A 19,662-nucleotide genomic window follows, 5' to 3' on the forward strand; every position below is an offset into this window, starting at 1 on the left:
GGCTGGCGCAGGAGGGGTAAAGAGGTGATGATCGCTACATGGCGACAGCGCGTAGCGGGCCCAGGATCGGTACAGCAAAGGTGTCCATCGTCGGGGCAGGCAGTGTCGGCGCCGCGGTGGCGTACGCGTGCCTGCTACGCGGAACCGCGAACACGATCGCCTTGTTCGACACCAATGCCGCTCGGGTGCGCGCCGAAGTGCTCGACCTCAGCCACGGAACCCAGTTCACTCCTGCCTGCCGTATCGAGGGCAGCGACGATGTCGCGGTGACCGCGAAATCCGACCTCGTGGTCATCACCGCGGGCGCGAAACAGCAGCCGGGTCAGTCCCGGCTGGATCTGGCCGCCGCGAACGTCGCGATCACGCAGTCGGTGACGCCCCGTTTGCTGGCGGAATCCCCCGATGCCGTGCTGCTGTTCGTCAGTAATCCCGTCGACATCGTGACAGCTGCGGCCATCGCGATCAGCGGTGTCGACGACGGCCGGATCTTCGGATCCGGCACGGTTCTCGACTCCGGTCGTCTCCGCTATCTCATCGCCGAGGGGGCCGGCGTCGCAATCGAGAACACCCATGCGTTCATCGTCGGGGAGCACGGCGACTCCGAACTCGCGTTGTGGTCGGGCGCCACGGTCGGCGGCATCCCCATCGATTCGTACACCGTCGACGGCCGCGTGGTGTTCGACGACCGGACGCGCGCGAAGATCTTCCATGAGGTCGTGCGCAGCGCCTACGAGATCATCCAGGGCAAGGGCGCCACCAATTTGGCGATCGGCCTGTCGACGGCGCGCATCGTGGAGGCCGTGCTGCGTGACCAGCGTCGCGTGCTGCCGGTGTCGTCCTTGCAGACCGGCACCCACGGTGTGCGCGACGTATGCCTGTCGTTGCCGACGATCGTCGATGCCGGTGGCGCCGATCGGGTCCTCGAGGTCCCGTTGTCGGACGACGAGTTGGCCGGACTGGCCGAATCCGCGGCGACCCTCCGCAACGTGCAGAAGTCCCTCGGCCTGTAGCCCCTCCGGGCTTCTCACCTCACGGGCGCCGGGGCAGGATCGTGGGCGGATCGTAGGCACGGACGGGCGGCAGTTCACCGTCGAACCGCTCGATCTCCACGAGCACGTGCTGACCCGTGCACCCCTGAGCCAGTGACGAGGTTCCGGTGTCGGGAGTGAGAACGTTCGGGTTGCCGTGCACGCACATCGAATCCGGATCGGCCGGGTCGAGCGGGTCGTACCACGCGCCCGTCGCGAGTTGCACGACTCCGCGAAGCAGTCCGTCGTCGAGCACGGCGCCGGCGAGGCACGAACCCCGATCGTTGTGTACCCGCACCACGTCGCCGTGGGAGATACCGCGCCCGGCCGCATCTCCGGGGTGGATACGGATCGGTTCGCGACCATGGATCTTCGACTTCTGGCTCGTCGCACCGTGGTCGAGTTGGCTGTGCAGTCTGCTCTTGGGCTGGTTTGCAATCAGGTGCAGCGGGAATTGCTGTGCGCGCTCACTGCCGAGCCACTCCTCGGGTTCGTACCACGTGGGGTGACCACCACAGTCGTCGTATCCGAAGCTGTCGATGTCCGCGGAGAAGATCTCGATCCGTCCGCTGGGTGTGCGGAGCGGGTTGTTCTCGGGATCGGCCCGGAACTCTTCGAACAGGGTGAGGTCGTCTTCGGTGCGCATCCGCACATGTCCACGGCGCCAGAACTCCGCGAACGGCGGCGGATCTTCGATACGGCGGTCGTCGGCGAGGACGTATCCCCGCCACTGCGCATAGAGATGCTCGAGCCACTCCGCCGAGGTACGGCCCTCGGTGAACCGCTCACCGAATCCCAGGCGATGAGCGAGGGCCGAGAAGGTGTCGTAGTCGTCCCGGGCACCGGCGAAACGCGGTGTGGCAGCTTGCATCGCGACGAGCAGCGGGTCGTTGCGGGTACACGACAGATCGTCGCGTTCGAGTGCGGTGGTGGACGGCACGACGATGTCGGCGTGCTTCGCCATCTGCGTCCAGTAGGGGTCGTGGACGACGATCGTGTCGGGCCGGGTCAGGGCGCGTCGCAGGCGGGCGAGGTGCTGGTGGTGATGGAACGGATTGCCGCCCGCCCAGTAGACGAGCCTCGTGTCCGGGAACGTCAGTCGCCGGCCGTCGTAGTCGAATTCTTCGCCCGGGTGCAGCAGCAGATCGGAGATCGCGGCGACGGGGATGAAGTCGTCGACCTCGTTGTTGCCCTGGAACAAGGTGGGCAGCGGGTAGGGCACGGGCGCGCGTCCGGGTTCGTTCATGGATCCGTAGCCGTGGCCGAATCCCCCACCGGGAATCCCGATCTGGCCCAGCATCGCCGCCAGGGTGATGCCGGCCCAGGGTGCCTGCTCGCCGTGCCGGACCCGCTGCAGGGACCAGGTCACCGAGATCAGGGTGCGTCCCGACGCCATCCGCCGCGCGAGGTCGACCAGCGTCCCGGCCGGTAGACCGGACAGGTCCGCAGCCCATTCCGGCGTCTTGACGACACCGTCGGTGCGGCCGAAGAGGTAGTCCTCGAACTTGTCGTATCCGGTGCAGTAGCGGTCGAGGAAACCGCGGTCGGCGAGGTCTTCGCGGGCCAGAACGTAAGCCAGCGCCAGCATGATCGCGACATCGCTGCCCGGTCGCGGTGCAAGCCACTCGTGCTCGCCGTGTACGTCGTCGCGCAGCGGACTGATCGAGACGATACGGCCCCCGCGTTCGCGCATGCGATCGAGCGCGCTGCGCGTGGGATGGTCGCTGGTGCCGCCGTCGTTGACGCCGGTGTTCTTCAGCGGCACACCGCCGAAGGACACGAGCAGGTCGGTTTCGCGGGCGATGACGTCCCAATTGGTCGATCGCGCGAAGAGCTTCCAGTGGGCTCCGACGACACGCGGCATGATCACCCCGGTCGCCCCGAGCGAATAGCTGTGGACCGACCGGGTGTAGCCACCGAACATCTTCAGGAATCGGTGGACTTGGCTCTGGGCGTGATGGAAGCGCCCCGGCGCCGACCAGCCGTACGATCCCCCGAAGATCGCCCGGTTGCCGTGTCGCTCAGCGACGCGCTTCAGTTCCGTCGCGAGCAACTCGGTGAGTTCGTCCCAGGAGACGGCGACGTACTCGTCGCTGCCACGATCGCTGCTCGGGCCGGGTCCGTGCTCCAGCCACCCCCGCCGGATCGCCGGACCCGCGATGCGCGAGCGATGCCGCACCGATCCCGGGATGTTCTGCAGGATCGGCGACGGATCGCTGTCCCCAGCGAAGGGATGCGCGGCGACGACCTCGCCGTCGCGCACCTCCGCCGAATACATGCCCCAGTGCGCCATCTGTGAGAACCGCGCTCCGGGCAGCGCGCCCCCGCCGGCTTCGGCCGGGTCGGTCACAGTCAGGGAAGCGACTCGATGAGCGCCTCGACCTCGACGCGCGGGCCGGTGAAGAACGGCGTCTCCTCACGCACGTGCATCCGGGCCTCGGTCGCCCGCAGGTCGCGCATCAGGTCGACGATGCGGTCGAGTTCGGGGGCCTCGAACGCGAGGATCCACTCGTAGTCGCCGAGCGCGAACGACGGCACGGTGTTCGCGCGGACGTCCGGGTAACCGCGTCCGGCCTTGCCGTGGTCGGCGAGCATCGTGCGGCGCTCGGCGTCGGGCAGGAGGTACCACTCGTAGGAGCGGACGAAGGGATAGACGCACACGTATGCGCCGGGCTCCTCACCTGCGATGAACGCCGGCACGTGACTCTTGTTGAACTCCGCGGGCCGGTGCAGGGCGACGTTCGACCAGACGGGGGCGCTCGCGCGTCCCAGATCGGTGGTGCGCCGGAAGTCTGCGTAGAGCTTCTGGAGATCTTCGAGACGCTCGGCGTGCGACCAGATCATGTAGTCGGCGTCGGCGCGGGTGCCGGCGACGTTGTAGATGCCCCGCACCGTGGCGTCGGTGTCGTCGTACTGCGCGAAGAACTCCTTGGCGTTCCGAGCCGCCTTGGTCCGGTCGTCGTCGAGAACCCCCGGCTGCACCTGGAAGACGGACCACATGGTGTAGCGGAGGGTGGAATTGAGTTTGTCGTAATCGAGACGTGCCATACCGGTCATCCTGCCATTCGTGCGGCGACTCGTGCCGCCGCGGTGGTTCCCGAGGCCACGCATGCGGGGACGCCGACACCGTGCAGCATCGCTCCCGCGACCTCGAGTCCGCCGACCTCCGCTGTTTCGGCTTCGATGGAGGCGACGATGTCGTTGTGCCCGGCCTGATATTGGGGAAGCCCGCCGGGCCAGCGCTGCACGTATGCAGCCATGGGTTCGTCGTCCACTCCGGTGACGGCAGCGAGGTCGGCCCGGGCGAGGGTGACGAGTTGTTCGTCGGAGGCGGAGAGGAGCGCGTCGTCGCCGTAACGTCCGAAAGACGCCCGCGCGAACAGGGCGTCGCGCTCCGCGAGGTGCGGCCATTTCCGGCTCGACAGCGTGAACGCCTTGGCGGAAAGCTCCTCGCCGGTGGCCACGAGAATGCCCGAGTTCTGCGGCAGTGCCGAGGCGACGGGGATAGCCAGTGCAACCACGACCGACGAGCCGAGAGGTATCTCCGCGGCAGCGGCCGCAGCCGACGGCACGACGTCCCGCAGGAGCGAGGCGGCCTCGGGTGCGGGCACCGCGAGTACCACTGCGTCGACGTCGCCGACGGGGTGCAGGGACCACCGCCCGTCGTGGCGCCGCAATCCCGTTGCGGTGGTGCCCAGGTGGATTTCCGCGGCAGCCGCCTCTTCGAGCGCCGTGAGCAACGTCGCGTACCCGTCGCGCAGGGTTCCGAAGACGGGCTTGTCCGAGGGCACCGGAAGCGCCGCCGCGACTGCTGCGGTCAGGCTCGTCGCACCGGCGTCGAGTGCGGCAGCCAGGGTCGGAAGAGTTGCCCGCACGCCCGCGGTGTCGGACAACCCGGAGTAGACCCCACCCAGGAGTGGATCGACACTGCGCCGCACGACCTGTTCACCGAAACGCGAACCGACCAGTGCGGCCACCGACATGTCGCGAGTGGGATCCCACTGCAACGGCACGTCCGGTTCGTCGGCGATGCGGCGCAGGGTCGCGTCGTCGACGAGCCCTTCGAGAGCACCTGCCTCGGCGGGGATGCCCATCAAGGTGCCGGTCGGCAACGGGTGGAGCCGTCCGCCGGCGTAGAGCAGCGGCCGCGCGCCCGAGGGCGTGACCACCTCGTCGCCCAGGCCCAGCTCGTCGAGCAGGGCGGGCACTTCGGGTCGTCGCGCGATGAAGGCTTCCGCCCCGACGTCGACCGGTCCGTCCACCAGATCGACGGTGTGCAGTTTGCCGCCGAGCCGCTCGGACTGCTCGAGCACGACGATCCGCGCGTCGGGACCGAGTGCGCCGCGCAGCCGGTAGGCGGCGACCAGGCCGGTGATGCCCCCACCCACAACGGCGACGACCGGGCGGGTCACAACGAATGCACCAGCTCGACGACGCGGGTGAGCATGTCGGGATCGGTGTCGGGCAGCACGCCGTGGCCGAGATTGAAGATGTGGCCGGTGCTGCCGGCTGCGAGGGCGCGGTCGGCTTCGGCGGCCACGCGCCGGACCTCACGCTCGACGACGTCCCAGCCTGCGAAGAGAAGTGCGGGATCGAGGTTGCCCTGCAATGCCTTGCCCGGGCCGACGCGCTGCGCGGCGACGTCGAGCGGGATGCGCCAGTCGACTCCGACGACGTCGGCTCCGGCCTCGCCCATCGCGCCGAGCAACTCACCCGTGCCCACACCGAAGTGGATGCGCGGTACGTCGGCAGCGGCGAGTTCCGCGAAGACCCGTTCGGAGTGCGGGAGCACGTACTCGCGATAGTCGGCGAGGGAGAGCGCCCCGGCCCACGAATCGAACAACTGGATCGCGTCGACGCCGGCCCCGAGCTGCGCGCGCAGGAAGGTGATGGCCATGTCCGTCAGACGCCCGAGGAGCTCGTGCCAGGTCTTCGGATCGGCGTGCATCAGCGCCTTGGTGCGCTCGTGGTTGCGGCTCGGTCCGCCTTCGACGAGGTACGAGGCGAGCGTGAACGGAGCTCCGGCGAACCCGATCAGCGGCGTGCTGCCGAGCTCGCGCGTCAGCAGTGTCACTGCGCGAGCGACCGCACCGACTTCCTCGGCTTCGAGATGCGGAAGCGCCGCGACGTCTGCGGCGGTGCGTACCGGGTCGGCGACGACCGGACCGGTGCCTGCGACGATGTCGAGGTCGATTCCCGCTGCCTTGAGGGGAACGACGATGTCGGAGAACAGAATCGCGGCGTCGACCTTGTGTCGTCGCACCGGCTGCATCGTGATTTCACAGACGAGATCGGGATCGAAGCACGATTCGAGCATGCCGACACCGGCACGGATCTCGCGGTATTCCGGCAGCGAGCGCCCGGCTTGGCGCATGAACCACACCGGACGGTGCGACGGCCGTGTCCCCCTGGCCGCATTCAGCAGCGGAGCATCCGGTAGGGCTCTGCGCGACGGGTACTGCGCGGGCACCGCGGAGGAGACGTTCGTGTTTTCCAAGCCGGTCATCGATCCTCGTTCTTCGGTCTCGTCGGGTTCATCGGACCCCGGTTCGATGCCCATGCTGCCACGCTCGCCCGCCCCGCCGGAACCGGCGCGCCTCCCGCGTGCACTGCGTCACCGGCACTAACGTCCGATGTCGTGACCAATCCGCCCGAGCCGGCCCGCTTCGCCGCGGCAGTCGCAGCGATGAAGGCGGCCACCGTCCGCAGCGAGATCGAGGTCGCGCCCATCCGCCCACCGCAACGGCTCGCCCCGCACAGTTTCGCGCTCGGCGCCGAGGTCCTGCACGACGAGTCCGAGGGCGTGCCCGAGGAGTCGGAGGGTGACGCCTTCGGGCGCCTCATCCTCCTGTACGACCCGAACGGTGACGAAGCCTGGCACGGCACCACCCGGCTCGTCGCGTACATCCAGGCCGACGTCGATGCCTCACTCGCCGCCGACCCGCTGCTTCCGGATGTCGCATGGAGCTGGCTCGTCGATGCACTCGAGGCACACGGTGAACCGCTGACCGCGCTCGGCGGGACCGTCACGGCGACGAGTTCGGTGCGGTTCGGCGACATCGCCGGCCCACCGCGGGCACATCAGCTCGAGCTTCGCGCGTCGTGGACCCCTCGCTCGGATGTGCTCGGCCCGCACGTGGAAGCGTTCTGCGATGTCCTCGCCTACGCTGCGGGACTCCCACCGATCGGTGTCGCACGGCTCCGGTCGTGACTGGTACGCCCGAATCGGCCCTCAGGAGAGACTGCCCGCTCTAGCCTGGGTGGATGCAGCGCCTCAGTGGTCTAGACGCGGGCTTTCTCTACCTCGAGACACCCAGCCAGCACCTGCACATATGCGGGTTGCTCATCCTCGATCCGTCGACGGTGCCGGACGGATACGACTATCGGATCGTGCGACAAGAGATCGAGGCGAGGCTCGACGCCGTGCCCGCCTTCCGCATGAAGCTCGCCGACAACCGGTTCAACATCGACCACCCGGTATGGGTCGACGACAAGGACTTCGACCTCGACCGTCACCTACATCGTGTCGCGGTTCCCTCCCCTGGTTCCAGGGTCGAACTCGCCGAGATGTGCGGTCACATCGCCGCGCAGCCGCTCGACCGGTCGAAGCCGCTGTGGGAGATGTGGGTGGTAGAGGGACTCGACGACGGATCGATCGCGATGATCCTCAAGATGCACCACGCGAGCGTCGACGGCGTCTCGGGCGCAGCCATGATCGCGCAGTTGTGCAGTCTCGACCCGAATGCGCCGCGACCGGAGGCCGTCGCGTCGGAAGTCGGCGGCGGCAACGACATCCAGATGGCGGTCACCGGCGCAGTGAACGTCGCTCTCCGTCCCCTGCACCTGGCCCGGATCCTTCCGTCCGCGGTGTCGTCGCTTGCGTCCTGGGTGAGCCGCGCGCGCCGGGGCGATGCGATGCCCGCGCCGTTCACGGCGCCGCGCACCCCCTTCAATTCGACGATCACGGGCCATCGCGCCGTGGCATTCACCCAGCTCGAGCTCGCCGCGGTGAAGACGGTGAAGAACGCGTTCGGAGTCAAGGTCAACGACGTCGTGATGACCGTCGTGGCAAGCGCGCTGCGCGCCTACCTCGACGGGCGCGGCGAGCTACCCGACAGCCCCCTCGTCGGGATGGTGCCGGTCTCGGTCCACGGGGAGTCGGATCGGCCAGGACGCAACCAGGTGTCGGGAATGTTCGCCGGTCTGCACACACACATCGAGGACCCGGTCGAGCGGTTACGCGCCCTCGCCGAGGCCAACGCGGTCGCGAAGGATCACAACTCCGCTCTCGGCGCGAACATGCTGCAGGACTGGTCGGAGTTCATGGGGGCGTCGGTATTCGGTGCCGCGATGCGCACCTACGCGGCCTTGCGTCTGGCCGACAAGCATCCCGCGATCCACAATCTGGTGATCTCCAACGTGCCCGGCCCCCCGCAGGCGCTCTATTTCCTCGGGGCACACGTGACCGCCCTGTACCCGTTCGGCCCGCTCTTCCACGGCGCCGGGCTCAACATCACCGTCGTCTCGCTCGAAGACAAGGTGGACGTCGGCCTCATCACCTGCCCGGAACTGGTACCCGACCTGTGGGAACTGAGCGACGATCTCGCACCTGCGCTGGACGCGCTGGTCGCCGCCGCCGAGGAGATGCAGGCGCGGACCGAGGAGGATCCACGGGTCGACAAACTGGGTGGCTGACGGCCCCCTCTGTGCGCGGCGCGATCCGTCTTTCCCGCGACAGCGCTAGAGTCACGCCATGTCTGCAGGCCAGGACCATGAGACGGTAGTGCCCGAAAACAGCTCTCCCACCGGCGGTGATACGGCTGAGGAGCACACACCCGAGGCGACGGTTCCGCTCCTCGAACCCCGGGAGGGGGTGCCCGAGGTCGTCACCACCGCGGCGGGTGTCGCCGAGGCCGCCGCACTCCTCGCGGCCGGTCACGGACCGCTGGCCGTCGACGCCGAGCGGGCCTCCGGTTACCGCTACTCCGCGCGGGCCTATCTCGTCCAGTTGCGACGCGACGGAGCCGGAACGGTGCTTCTCGACCCGATCCCGACGGCAGCCGATCTCGCGCCGCTCGCCGCGGTGATCAACGACCTCGAGTGGGTCCTCCACTCGGCAGACCAGGATTTGCCCGGCCTAGCCGAACTCGGACTGCATCCGGCCGCGCTGTACGACACCGAACTCGCCGGGCGTCTCGCCGGATTCCCGCGGGTCGGGCTCGCGGCGCTCGTCGCCGATACACTGGGCTTCGAACTCGAGAAGGGACACGGCGCCGCGGACTGGTCGACCCGCCCGCTGCCCGACACCTGGCTCAACTACGCGGCGCTCGACGTCGAGATTCTCGTCGAACTCCGCAACGCGATGGCCGAGGAACTCGAACGGCAGCACAAGACCGACTGGGCTGCGCAGGAGTTCGAGCACATCCGGCTCGCCGGGTCGCCGGCACCGAAGCCCGATCGCTGGCGCCGGACGTCGAAGATCCACACCATCAAGGATCCGCGTCGTCTCGCGATCGTGCGGGAACTGTGGACGACCCGGGACGAGATCGCCGCCAACCGCGACATCGCGCCCGGCCGCATCCTGCCGGATTCCGCGATCATCGCAGCCGCGGAAGCCCAGCCCGCCACCCTCTCGGATCTGCGCGCCCTCCCGGTCTTCGGCGGGCCCCGGCAGCGCCGGTCGTCGCGGGTGTGGCTCGCGGCGATCGAGCGTGCCCGCTCCCTGCCGCAGTCGGAACTGCCGCCGATGACTCCCCCGTTGATCGGTCCTCCTCCGGTCGGACGGTGGGCGAGGCACCATCCCGAGGCTGCCGCACGTCTCACGGCGGCGCGCGCCGAGCTCGGAGCCTTGAGCGAAGAGGTGTCCGTTCCCGTCGAGAACCTGGTGAGCCCCGAACTCGTGCGTCGTCTGTGCTGGGACTGGGACGTGTCGGCGGGCGCAGACGTCGAGGCCTACATCGAGGATCGGCTCGCCGCCGGAGGTGCCCGGCCGTGGCAACGCGCACTCACGGCACCGCGACTCGCGAAGGCTCTCACCCCGGCGTCGTAGCGCCCTTCCCAGCGCAATCGCCGGAGCACCGAACGGTCAGGGTGCGGTCGCCGCGCCCGGACGTGCCGGTCGTTCGGTCGCGCCGGTTCGATGCGTCCGCGCCGCCCCGAACCGGCGACGCGCGTCGCGCAGGACGAGCCACGTGGGAAGGTGGTGAACGAGTAAGGTGGTGAACGAGAACACACTGCTCACAGGCGTATCCAGTTGAGGGTCCGGGCGCCTTCCGCGAAATCGGCGGTTGTAAGTTACTCGCCGGTAATGCCGATGTACGCTTGTGCGCGAGGCCGGTCACCGGAAGGTGGCCGCGCACTCCTCGCCACGGCACGTGTCGGCGAGTATCGCTCCATCAGGAGGAATCCGCGTGGCTCCCACCACCTCAACGCAACGCAACGTCGTCTTCGTCGACGGCATCCGCACTCCGTTCGGTAAGGCCGGGCCGAAGGGCATGTACGCCGAGACCCGTGCCGACGATCTGGTCGTCAAAGCGATCCGTGAACTGCTGCGCCGCAATCCGCAGCTCGATCCCGCCCGGGTCGACGAGGTGGCGGTCGCCGCCACCACACAGACCGGCGACCAGGGCCTGACCATCGGCCGCACGTCCGCGATCCTCGCGGGCCTGCCGGAAACCGTGCCGGGCTTCGCCATCGACCGCATGTGCGCAGGCGCCATGACGGCCGTGACCACCACCGCGTCCGGCATCGGCTTCGGCCAGTACGACGTCGTCATCGCCGGCGGTGTCGAGCACATGGGCCGCCACCCGATGGGCGAGGGCGCAGACCCGAACCCGCGCTTCCTCGCCGACAAGCTGGTCGATCCGAGCGCGCTCGTCATGGGCAACACCGCCGAGAACCTGCACGACCGGTTCCCGAGCATCACCAAGGCTCGTACCGACGCCTACGCCGTGAACAGCCAGAACAAGTACGACGCCGCCAAGAAGGCCGGCTGGATCGCCGACACGCTCGTTCCCGTCGCGACCCGCTCCGCCACCGGCTGGGGTCTGGCCACCGAGGACGAGCCGCCCCGCCCGGGCACCACGATCGAAGATCTCGCGAAGCTCAAGACGCCGTTCCGCGCCGCGGGTCGTATCACCGCGGGCAACGCAGCGGGTCTCAACGACGGCGCGACGGCCGCGATTCTCGCGGGCGAGGACACCGCCCGTGAGCTCGGCCTGCCCGTCGGCATGCGCATGGTCGGCTTCTCCTTCCAGGGCGTCGATCCCGCGGTCATGGGCATCGGTCCCGTCCCGGCCACCGAGAAGCTGCTCGCCCGCACCGGCCTGAGCATCGACGACATCGGACTGTTCGAGATCAACGAGGCGTTCGCCGTACAGGTGCTCGCGTTCCTCGAGCACTTCGGAATCGACGACGACGACCCGCGTGTCAACCAGTGGGGCGGTGCGATCGCGTGCGGCCATCCGCTCGCCTCGTCGGGCGTCCGCCTGATGACCCAGCTGTCGCATCAGTTCGCACAGCATCCCGAGGTCCGCTACGGCCTGACGACCATGTGCATCGGTCTCGGCATGGGCGGCACCGTGATCTGGGAGAACCCGAACCACGCCGATTACGAATCCGGAGCCGCATAACCATGACATCGGACACCGCACACGGGGCGAACGACGCGACGGGGATCGCGTCCGCGTTCGCCGACGAAGTCGTCACCCACGCGTACACCAAACTGCTCTCCGTTCCCGGGATCGAGGGCCAGGTCGCCCTGATCACGCTCGACAACGGCTTCGACCACACCAAGCCGAACTCGTTCGGACCCGCGGGCCTGCTCGCCTTCGACAAGGCGCTGGACGAGGCGTTCGCGGCGAACCCTGCCGCGATCGCAGTCACCGGCAAGCCGTTCATCTTCGCGGCGGGCGCCGACCTGAAGGGCGTCCCCGCCGTCACGCAACGTGAGCAGGGCGTGGAGCTGGGTGCCCTGGGACACAACGTGTTCCGCCGCCTGCGCGACACCTCGATCCCCACCTTCGCCTTCGTCAACGGTCTGGCGCTCGGCGGCGGACTCGAGGTCGGACTGCACGCGCACTACCGCACGGTCGCCGACAACGTTCCGGCGCTCGGCCTGCCCGAGGTGATGCTCGGCCTGGTCCCCGGCTGGGGTGGCACGCAGCTTCTCCCGAACATCGTCGGCCCCGAGAATGCCGTCACGCTGATTCTCGAGAACCCGCTCAACAACGGCCGCACCATCAAGGCCAAGCAGGCCCAGGCGCTCGGTTACGCCGACGTCGTGCTCGCGTCGGCCGATTTCCTCGAGCAGTCGCTCGCGTGGGCGTCGAAGGTACTCGCCGGCGAGATCGTGCCGGCGCGTCCGGAGATCGACCGCGGGGCCGGCTGGGACGCCGCCATGGCACGCGCCAAGGCGCTCGTCGCAGGGAAGACCCGCGGCTTCTCCCCCGCCGCCGAGCGTGCGATCGAGCTCCTCGAGCTCGCCCGCACCACCGACATCTCCGATCCCGAGTCGCTGAGCAAGGGCTTCGACGCCGAGACCGAGGCACTCGCCGACCTGCTGATGTCCGACGAACTGCGTGCGGGACTGTACGCGTTCGATCTGGTCAACAAGCGCGCCAAGCGCCCCGCCGGCGCTCCGGACAAGTCCCTGGCCCGCAAGATCAGCGGAGTCGGCATCGTGGGCGCGGGCCTGATGGCCAGCCAGCTCGCGTTGCTGTTCCTCCGGCAGCTCAAAGTGCCGGTGATCCTGACCGACATCGACCAGGATCGCATCGACAAGGGTGTCGGATACGTCCACACCGAGATCGACAAGCTTCAGGGCAAGGGCCGGTTGTCGCCCGACGCCGCGAACCGCCTCAAGGCGCTCGTCACCGGTTCGCTCGACAAGGCCGCATTCGCGAAGACCGACTTCGTGATCGAGGCCGTGTTCGAGAACATGGATGTCAAGAAGCAGGTGTTCAGCGAGCTCGAGCAGCACATCACGCCCGAGACGATCCTCGCGACGAACACTTCCTCGCTGTCGATCACCGAGATGGCGTCGGGTCTGCAGCATCCCGAGCGGGTCGTGGGATTCCACTTCTTCAACCCGGTCGCCGTGCTGCCCCTGCTCGAGGTCATCCGGGGCGAAAAGACCGACGACGCCACGCTGGCAACGGCATTCGCGACGGCCAAGTCGCTGAGGAAGTCCGCGGTGCTGTGCGGCGACAAGCCCGGTTTCGTCTTCAACCGCCTGGTCACCCGCACCCTCGGTGAGGTCATGACCGCGGTGGACGAAGGCACACCGTTCGAGGTCGCGGACAACGCCGTCGGTGCACTCGGCATGCCGATGTCACCGTTCACGTTGCTCGCACTCGTGGGTCCTGCCGTCGCACTGCACACCGGCGAGACCCTGCAGGCCGCATACCCCGGCCGGTTCGTCTCGTCGCCCGGCCTCGAGGCTCTCGTCGAGGCTCGCAAGCCCGGCGTGTGGTCGTACGCCGACGGGCAGCAGGTCGTCGACCCCGAAGTCGCCGCACTGTGGCCGCAGGGTGACTCGCCGTCCACCGCGGAGGAGGTGCTCGAGCGCACCCGCCGGGCGTTCGCGGAGGAGATCGCGATCATGCTCGACGAAGGTGTCGTCGCAGCACCCGAGGACATCGACCTCTGCCTGATCCTCGGTGGCGGCTTCGCGTTCTGGAACGGCGGAATCACGCCGTACCTGGACCGCACCGGCACGTCGGAGGCCGTCAACGGCAAGCGTTTCCTGGCTCCGGGCGTCGCCGACGTCGCGTAGCACCGGTTGCGCTCGGCGCACCTGAAAAGAAGGCGTGCCGCCCCCTGGGGCGGCACGCCTTCTTCGTGTGAAGATCGTCCCCCGCGACCCGCCTTCGGCGTAGTGTCCCCGATGAGCAGTGCCGTAGCTTTTCCGGCCGCGCAGCACCCTCCCGGGCGTTGCACACGTCAGCAGGAGCTTCCGATGACGCAACCGTCAACCGCACACGCCGCCAAGGTCATCGCGGTCACCGTCGCCGCCGCAGTGGGCGGATTCCTGTTCGGGTTCGACAGCTCCGTCATCAACGGCGCAGTGGACTCGATCGAAGAGAATTTCGCGCTCAGCTCGTTCGTCACCGGGTTCGCCGTCGCGATCGCGTTGCTCGGCTGCGCGGTAGGTGCGTGGTTCGCGGGCCGGCTGGCCGATCGCTGGGGCCGCAAGCGAGTCATGGTGCTCGGCTCGATCCTGTTCGTGGTCTCGTCGGCCGGTTCCGGTCTCGCGTTCAGCGTCCCCGATCTCATGCTCTGGCGGGTTCTGGGCGGACTGGGCATCGGCATCGCGTCGGTCATCGCGCCGACCTACATCTCCGAGATCGCACCGGCCCGATACCGCGGCGGTCTCGCCTCGCTCCAGCAACTCGCCATCACCCTCGGCATCTTCGCCGCCCTGCTGTCCGACGCGGTGTTGCAGAATGCCGCAGGTGGCGCGTCGAACGACCTGTGGTGGGGGCTCGAGGCCTGGCGATGGATGTTCCTGGTGGGAATCGTCCCCGCTGCGGTGTACGGCATTCTCGCGGTGCTGATCCCCGAGTCGCCGCGATACCTGGTGGGGCAGGATCTAGACGAGGAAGCCGCCGAGGTCCTCGCCAACGTGACCGGTGAACTGGAACCGGAGCAACGGGTACGCGAAATCCGGCTGACCCTGCGACGCGATACGAAGGCCTCGTTCGGAGATATCCGGGGCCCGGTCTTCGGGTTGCAATCGATCGTGTGGGTCGGCATCACGATGGCGATCTTCCAGCAGTTCGTCGGCATCAACGCGATCTTCTACTACTCGACGACGCTGTGGAAATCGGTCGGATTCAGCGAGAACGAGTCGTTCACGACCTCGGTGATCACCGCACTGATCAACGTGGTGATGACCTTCGTGGCGATCCTGTTCGTGGACAAGATCGGCCGGCGGCCGCTCCTGATGGGCGGTTCCCTGGGGATGTTCGTCGGCCTGTTGCTGGCCGCGATCGCGTTCTCCCAAGCCGAGGGCTCGGGCGACGACGTGTCTCTGCCGGCACCGTGGGGTGCCGTCGCACTCGTCGGCGCGAACGCCTTCGTCATCTTCTTCGCCGCGACGTGGGGCCCCATCATGTGGGTCATGCTGGGCGAGATGTTCCCGAACCGTATGCGGGCAGTCGCCCTCGGTATCAGTACAGCCGCGAACTGGCTCGCGAATTTCACCGTGACCCTGGCCTTCCCGCCGCTGACGTCGACGGTGGGCCTGTGGTTCCTCTACGGATTGTTCGCGTTCTTCGCGTTGCTCTCGTACTTCTTCGTCAAGTCCAAGATCCCCGAGACCAAGGGTATGGAACTCGAGGACATGCAGTCCTGACCCCCCGGGAGGGACGGGCACTCAGCCGACCTCCCGTTCGAGGTCCGTCTCGGCGTCGTCGGGTGCGCTCCCCGTTCCGCCCGCCGGCGCGGTGTCGATGGAGCGCGGTACCGCAGCCCAGCCGGAGATGCGACGCACCACATCCTCCACGGTCAAACCGAGATCCTTGTGGATCTCGGACCGGGACGCATGGTCGAGGAAGCGCTGCGGAACACCGAGTGCGCGCAGCGGAATGTCGATGTCGCGGTCCCGGAGCGCAGCCGCGACAGCCGAACCGACGCCGCCGTGCACGCCGCTGTCCTCGAGGGTGACGACGAGCCGGAAGTCGCGTGCCAGCGCCGGAATCGATTCCGGGACGGGCAGCACCCAGCGCGGATCCACGACCGCCACCTCGACGCCCTGTTCCGCCAGCTCGGCCGCCGCGTCGAGCGCGAGTCTGACGAATGCTCCGACCGCAACGATGAGCACGTCCCCGGAACGCCCCTCGGGCATGCGCAGGACGTCGACGATCCCGTCGATACGCTCGACGGCCGGAATGTCCTCCCCGACCGACCCTTTCGGAAAGCGCAGCACCGTGGGGCCGTCGGCGACGTCGAGCGCCTCGGAGAGTTCCTCCCGCAACGTCGCAGCGTCACGCGGTGCGGCGACGCGAATACCCGGCACGATTCCCAGCAACGAGAAGTCCCACATCCCGTTGTGGCTCGCGCCGTCGGAGCCGGTCACTCCCGCGCGGTCGAGCACCATCGTGACGGGCTGTTTCAGCAATGCCACGTCCATGAGCAACTGGTCGAACGCGCGGTTGAGGAATGTCGAATACACGGCGACGACGGGATGCAGCCCGCCGAGCGCGAGCCCGGCTGCCGATGTCACGGCGTGCTGCTCGGCGATGCCCACATCGAAGGTGCGCTCGGGGAACCGCTCTGCGAACTTCGCGAGCCCGGTGGGGCCGGGCATCGCCGCGGTGATGGCGACGACGTCGTTGCGCCCTTCGGCCTGGGCGATCAGTTCCTCGGAGAACACAGACGTCCAGTCCGGTGACGACGACGAGGACGTGGCCAGACCGGTGCGCGGGTCCATCACTCCGGTGGCATGCATCAGATCCGCCAAATGGTTCTCCGCCGGTGCGTAGCCCGCTCCCTTGCGGGTGACCGCGTGCACGATGACCGGCCCGCCGTAGGCCTTGGCGCGCCGCAGGGCCGCTTCCATGGCCGGTTCGTCATGGCCGTCCACCGGGCCGAGGTACTTGATCCCGAGATCGGTGAACAGGACCTGCGGGCTGACGGCATCCTTGACGCCGGCCTTCATCCCGTGGAGAACCGAGTATGCGGCCGAACCGACCCACGGAACACCCTTGACCATCCGTCGGCTGTTGTCGAGCGCCCGCTCGTACCCGGGCTTGAGGCGGAGCACCGCGAGGCGATCTGCGAGTCCGCCGATCGTCGGCGCGTAGGAACGGCCGTTGTCGTTGACCACGATCACGAGGGAACGCTCGGCACCGGCGGCGATGTTGTTGAGCGCCTCCCAGCACATCCCGCCGGTGAGCGCACCGTCGCCGACGACGGCAACCACGGTGCGGTCGCGTTCCTCGGTCAGCGCGAAGGCCTTCGCGAGCCCGTCGGCGTAGGACAGTGCTGCCGACGCGTGCGACGACTCGATCCAGTCGTGCTCGCTCTCCGAGCGGGACGGGTATCCCGACAGCCCGCCGCGCTGGCGGAGGGTGTCGAACCGGTCCCTGCGACCGGTGAGGATCTTGTGCACGTAGGCCTGATGGCCGGTGTCGAAGAGGATCGGGTCGCGAGGCGAGTCGAAGACCCGATGGAGCGCGATGGTCAGCTCCACGACACCGAGATTGGGCCCGAGGTGTCCCCCGGTCGCAGCTACCTTCTCGACCAGAAAATTACGGACTTCCCCCGCGAGCTGCGTGATCTCGGTGGGGGTCAACCGACGAAGATCGTCGGGGGACTGTATGCGGGACAAGACACCCACCTGGAGAAACTCCCTCCGGCTCGGGATTCGCGCGTGGCCGCGCGAGTAAGTGAACCCAGTCTACGGAGCGATCGCGACTAGGGGGTGAGCGCACTCCGTAGACACGGGGCCCGAAGTCGTGGTCGTCACGACATCGGGCCCCGCCGGAGACCTACGTCACACGTCTGCCGATTCCTTCCGATCCGCGTCACCGGATGGCTCCTCGACGAGATCGATGGTGGTGCGGAGCGCCCTGTTGGGGATGACCGCGACCGCGATCAGAGTGATCACCGCGAAGCCTGCGGCGACGACGAAGAGGGTGCCCGTGGCGTCACCGTAGGCGTGCTGCACGACCTCGACGACGGGCGCGGGAAGTGCCGTCATGTCGAGGCTGCCGCCTCCGCCGGCGCCGGGGTCGATCCCTAGCTGCGCGAAACCTTCGGCCGAGATCGTCGCGACGCGCGAGGCCAGGATGGATCCCAGGACGGACACGCCGATGGCGCCGCCGAACGTCCGGAAGAACGCCACCGAGCTACTCGCCGCACCGATGTTGCGGACACTGACGATGTTCTGGACCGCGAGCACGAGGTTCTGCATCAGCATGCCCGTACCGAGACCGACGATCGCGATGTAGCCGCTGATGACGATCAGCGAGGTGGTGTGGTCGATGGTGCCGAGCAGTGCGAATCCGGCCAGCTGCAGGACCGCGCCTCCGATGAGGAAGCCCTTCCACTTGCCGAACCGGGTGATCAGCTGACCCGAGAGCATCGAGGACACCAGGGTGCCCACAACCATCGGGATGGTCAGCAGGCCGGCCTCCGTGGGGCTGTATCCGCGCGCGGTCTGGAAGTACTGACCGAGGAATGTGGTGGCACCGAACAGGCCGACACCGACGGCGACGGACGCGATAATCGCCAGCGCGGTGGTGCGTTCGGTGACGATCTTCGGCGGGATGATGGGATCGGCGACCTTCGTCTCGACGATGATGGTCGCGACGAGCAGCAGGATTCCACCGCCGACGTACAGCGCCGACTCGGTGGAGATCCAGTCGTAGTACCCGGCCTTTCCGGCGAAGGACACCCAGACGAGCAGGACGCTCACGGCAGCGGTGATGAGAGTCGCGCCGAGCCAGTCGATATTGACGTTCTGCTTGCGGACCGTCTCGATGTGGAGGGTGCGCTGGAGCAGGACGAGCGCGACGACGGCGATCGGGACGCACACGTAGAAGCACCAACGCCAGCCGAGGGTGTCGACGATGACGCCGCCGAGGACGGGTCCGCCCGACATCGCGACGGCCATGACGGCGCCCATGTAGCCGGAATAGCGGCCGCGTTCACGCGGCGGGATGATGCTGCCGATGATCGCCATGACGAGGGCGGTCAGTCCGCCCATACCGATGCCCTGCACCACACGCGCAGCGAGCAGGATGGGCACGTTCTGCGCGATGCCGGCCAGCACCGATCCGACGACGAACACCAGAATCGAGAGCTGGACAAGAAGTTTCTTGTTGAACAGGTCGGCGAACTTGCCCCAGATCGGGGTGGACGCCGCATTCGCGAGCAGAGCGGTGGTGATCACCCACGCGTACTGAGTCTGCGTGCCCTTCAGGTCCGCGATGATGGTCGGCAGTGCCGTCGAGACGATGGTGCTGCTCAGCAACGCGGTGAAGAGGGCGGCGAGCAGGCCGGAGAGAACGACCAGGATCTCCCGGTGGGTCATCGGCGCGTCGGCCGCTGCATCGGAACCTGGCGGAAGCGCCCCGGTCCTCGAGTCGGTGGTGGTCATGAAAAGTTCCTTTGGGCTGTGGCTGTAGCTATCGGAAGCAGCGAAGCGTTCAGACGACGCAGGACTTCGATCGCGTCGGCAGCCTGCTCTTGGTCCCAGTCGGTGAGTTCGGCGGACAGTCGCTCGGTGCGCCGTCCGCGGACGGATTCGAGAACTTCCAGTCCCTGGGGCGTACATCTGACGATGTGTGCTCGCTTGTCGCCGGGATCCGGGTGCCTTTCGACGAGGCCTCGCTCCACGAGTTCGCCGATCTGCCGGCTGAGCGACGACTGGCTGACGCACATCTCCGCGGCGAGTTCGCTGGGGCGACACGCCCCCGCGCGTGCGAGGAGGATCAGCACCCCGACGAGCGCGTTGGGAAGTACCTCGGTCTCGCTGTGTGCGATGGCCGAGCGCATCGTCCTACCCAGCAGAAAGATCGCGTCTACGAGCTCGTGCGCTGTCTCGGCCCGAACGGACACGAGCACCTCCGAAGACGAATTAGTTGGTTACAACATGCAACTATAACAGATAGTTGCTTGCGGTAAC

15 protein-coding genes are annotated in these 19,662 nt (G+C 67.9%); 7 read left to right on the plus strand and 8 right to left on the minus strand.

What is annotated here, in order from left to right; all coding sequences use genetic code 11:
• Positions 1-38 precede the first annotated feature (38 nt).
• Positions 39-1,010, plus strand: a complete 972-nt coding sequence (locus RDCOP1_RS02430; protein WP_072698456.1) for an L-lactate dehydrogenase — start codon at positions 39-41, stop codon at positions 1,008-1,010.
• A 19-nt stretch (positions 1,011-1,029) separates the two neighbouring features.
• Here the strand turns inward: RDCOP1_RS02430 and RDCOP1_RS02435 are convergent, their stop codons facing one another.
• The 4 genes from RDCOP1_RS02435 to hemE are packed head-to-tail and all read right to left on the minus strand — an operon-like array spanning position 1,030 to position 6,534.
• The gene (locus RDCOP1_RS02435) at positions 1,030-3,321 is read right to left on the minus strand and encodes a molybdopterin-dependent oxidoreductase (RefSeq protein WP_072698849.1); all 2,292 of its coding nucleotides are present in this window, start codon (positions 3,319-3,321) and stop codon (positions 1,030-1,032) included.
• A 59-nt stretch (positions 3,322-3,380) separates the two neighbouring features.
• Positions 3,381-4,076, minus strand: a complete 696-nt coding sequence (hemQ, locus tag RDCOP1_RS02440; RefSeq protein WP_072698851.1) for a hydrogen peroxide-dependent heme synthase — start codon at positions 4,074-4,076, stop codon at positions 3,381-3,383.
• A 5-nt stretch (positions 4,077-4,081) separates the two neighbouring features.
• Complete coding sequence (locus RDCOP1_RS02445; protein WP_072698457.1) at positions 4,082-5,440, minus strand: protoporphyrinogen oxidase; 1,359 nt, start codon at positions 5,438-5,440, stop codon at positions 4,082-4,084.
• Complete coding sequence (gene hemE / locus RDCOP1_RS02450) at positions 5,437-6,534, minus strand: uroporphyrinogen decarboxylase (RefSeq protein ID WP_072698850.1); 1,098 nt, start codon at positions 6,532-6,534, stop codon at positions 5,437-5,439. The genes RDCOP1_RS02445 and hemE overlap by 4 nt, the downstream gene beginning before the upstream one ends.
• A 132-nt stretch (positions 6,535-6,666) precedes the next feature.
• Between hemE and RDCOP1_RS02455 the strand changes: the two genes are divergently transcribed.
• From RDCOP1_RS02455 to RDCOP1_RS02465, 3 genes are read left to right on the plus strand one after another with little or no spacing between them, the layout of a single operon-like run.
• Positions 6,667-7,239 (plus strand): DUF3000 domain-containing protein, encoded by a 573-nt coding sequence (locus RDCOP1_RS02455; RefSeq protein WP_255311407.1) that lies wholly within the window; start codon positions 6,667-6,669, stop codon positions 7,237-7,239.
• Positions 7,240-7,292: 53 nt separating this feature from the next.
• Positions 7,293-8,723, plus strand: coding sequence for a WS/DGAT/MGAT family O-acyltransferase (locus RDCOP1_RS02460; RefSeq protein ID WP_072698458.1), 1,431 nt, complete (start codon positions 7,293-7,295; stop codon positions 8,721-8,723).
• Between the two features lie 58 nt (positions 8,724-8,781).
• Positions 8,782-10,077: a ribonuclease D gene (locus tag RDCOP1_RS02465; protein WP_084722307.1), complete on the plus strand. Its 1,296-nt coding sequence runs from the start codon at positions 8,782-8,784 to the stop codon at positions 10,075-10,077.
• Between the two features lie 36 nt (positions 10,078-10,113).
• Here RDCOP1_RS02465 and RDCOP1_RS21425 read toward each other — a convergent pair whose 3' ends face one another.
• Positions 10,114-10,269 carry a hypothetical protein gene (locus RDCOP1_RS21425; RefSeq protein ID WP_169848802.1) on the minus strand — a complete coding sequence of 52 codons (156 nt, stop codon included), beginning with the start codon at positions 10,267-10,269 and terminating at the stop codon, positions 10,114-10,116.
• A gap of 169 nt (positions 10,270-10,438) precedes the next feature.
• Between RDCOP1_RS21425 and RDCOP1_RS02470 the strand changes: the two genes are divergently transcribed.
• The 3 genes from RDCOP1_RS02470 to RDCOP1_RS02480 all read left to right on the plus strand — a co-directional run bounded on the left by RDCOP1_RS02470 (position 10,439) and on the right by RDCOP1_RS02480 (position 15,384).
• Positions 10,439-11,659 (plus strand): thiolase family protein, encoded by a 1,221-nt coding sequence (locus tag RDCOP1_RS02470; protein WP_072698460.1) that lies wholly within the window; start codon positions 10,439-10,441, stop codon positions 11,657-11,659.
• A 2-nt stretch (positions 11,660-11,661) separates the two neighbouring features.
• Positions 11,662-13,803, plus strand: a complete 2,142-nt coding sequence (locus RDCOP1_RS02475) for a 3-hydroxyacyl-CoA dehydrogenase NAD-binding domain-containing protein (protein WP_072698461.1) — start codon at positions 11,662-11,664, stop codon at positions 13,801-13,803.
• A 183-nt stretch (positions 13,804-13,986) separates the two neighbouring features.
• Positions 13,987-15,384 (plus strand): sugar porter family MFS transporter, encoded by a 1,398-nt coding sequence (locus RDCOP1_RS02480; RefSeq protein ID WP_072698462.1) that lies wholly within the window; start codon positions 13,987-13,989, stop codon positions 15,382-15,384.
• Between the two features lie 21 nt (positions 15,385-15,405).
• Here the strand turns inward: RDCOP1_RS02480 and dxs are convergent, their stop codons facing one another.
• From dxs to RDCOP1_RS02495, 3 genes are all read right to left on the minus strand, one after another.
• Positions 15,406-17,370: a 1-deoxy-D-xylulose-5-phosphate synthase gene (dxs, locus tag RDCOP1_RS02485; protein ID WP_072698463.1), complete on the minus strand. Its 1,965-nt coding sequence runs from the start codon at positions 17,368-17,370 to the stop codon at positions 15,406-15,408.
• Positions 17,371-17,526: 156 nt separating this feature from the next.
• Positions 17,527-19,134 (minus strand): MDR family MFS transporter, encoded by a 1,608-nt coding sequence (locus RDCOP1_RS02490; protein ID WP_072698464.1) that lies wholly within the window; start codon positions 19,132-19,134, stop codon positions 17,527-17,529.
• Positions 19,131-19,595 (minus strand): MarR family winged helix-turn-helix transcriptional regulator, encoded by a 465-nt coding sequence (locus RDCOP1_RS02495; protein ID WP_072698853.1) that lies wholly within the window; start codon positions 19,593-19,595, stop codon positions 19,131-19,133. The genes RDCOP1_RS02490 and RDCOP1_RS02495 overlap by 4 nt, the downstream gene beginning before the upstream one ends.
• Positions 19,596-19,662 lie beyond the last annotated feature (67 nt).

Source organism: Rhodococcus coprophilus NBRC 100603 (assembly GCF_001895045.1).
GTDB classification, from domain to species: Bacteria; Actinomycetota; Actinomycetes; order Mycobacteriales; family Mycobacteriaceae; genus Rhodococcus; species Rhodococcus coprophilus.

Bases quoted from the DNA above. Each gene is read 5' to 3' on its own strand.
- RDCOP1_RS02430 (WP_072698456.1), top strand. From the start codon at position 39: ATGGCGACAGCGCGTAGCGGGCCCAGGATCGGTACAGCAAAGGTGTCC.
- RDCOP1_RS02435 (WP_072698849.1), bottom strand. From the start codon at position 3,321: ATGGCGCACTGGGGCATGTATTCGGCGGAGGTGCGCGACGGCGAGGTC.
- hemQ (WP_072698851.1), bottom strand. From the start codon at position 4,076: ATGGCACGTCTCGATTACGACAAACTCAATTCCACCCTCCGCTACACC.
- hemE (WP_072698850.1), bottom strand. From the start codon at position 6,534: ATGACCGGCTTGGAAAACACGAACGTCTCCTCCGCGGTGCCCGCGCAG.
- RDCOP1_RS02460 (WP_072698458.1), top strand. From the start codon at position 7,293: ATGCAGCGCCTCAGTGGTCTAGACGCGGGCTTTCTCTACCTCGAGACA.
- RDCOP1_RS02465 (WP_084722307.1), top strand. From the start codon at position 8,782: ATGTCTGCAGGCCAGGACCATGAGACGGTAGTGCCCGAAAACAGCTCT.
- RDCOP1_RS02475 (WP_072698461.1), top strand. From the start codon at position 11,662: ATGACATCGGACACCGCACACGGGGCGAACGACGCGACGGGGATCGCG.
- RDCOP1_RS02480 (WP_072698462.1), top strand. From the start codon at position 13,987: ATGACGCAACCGTCAACCGCACACGCCGCCAAGGTCATCGCGGTCACC.
- RDCOP1_RS02490 (WP_072698464.1), bottom strand. From the start codon at position 19,134: ATGACCACCACCGACTCGAGGACCGGGGCGCTTCCGCCAGGTTCCGAT.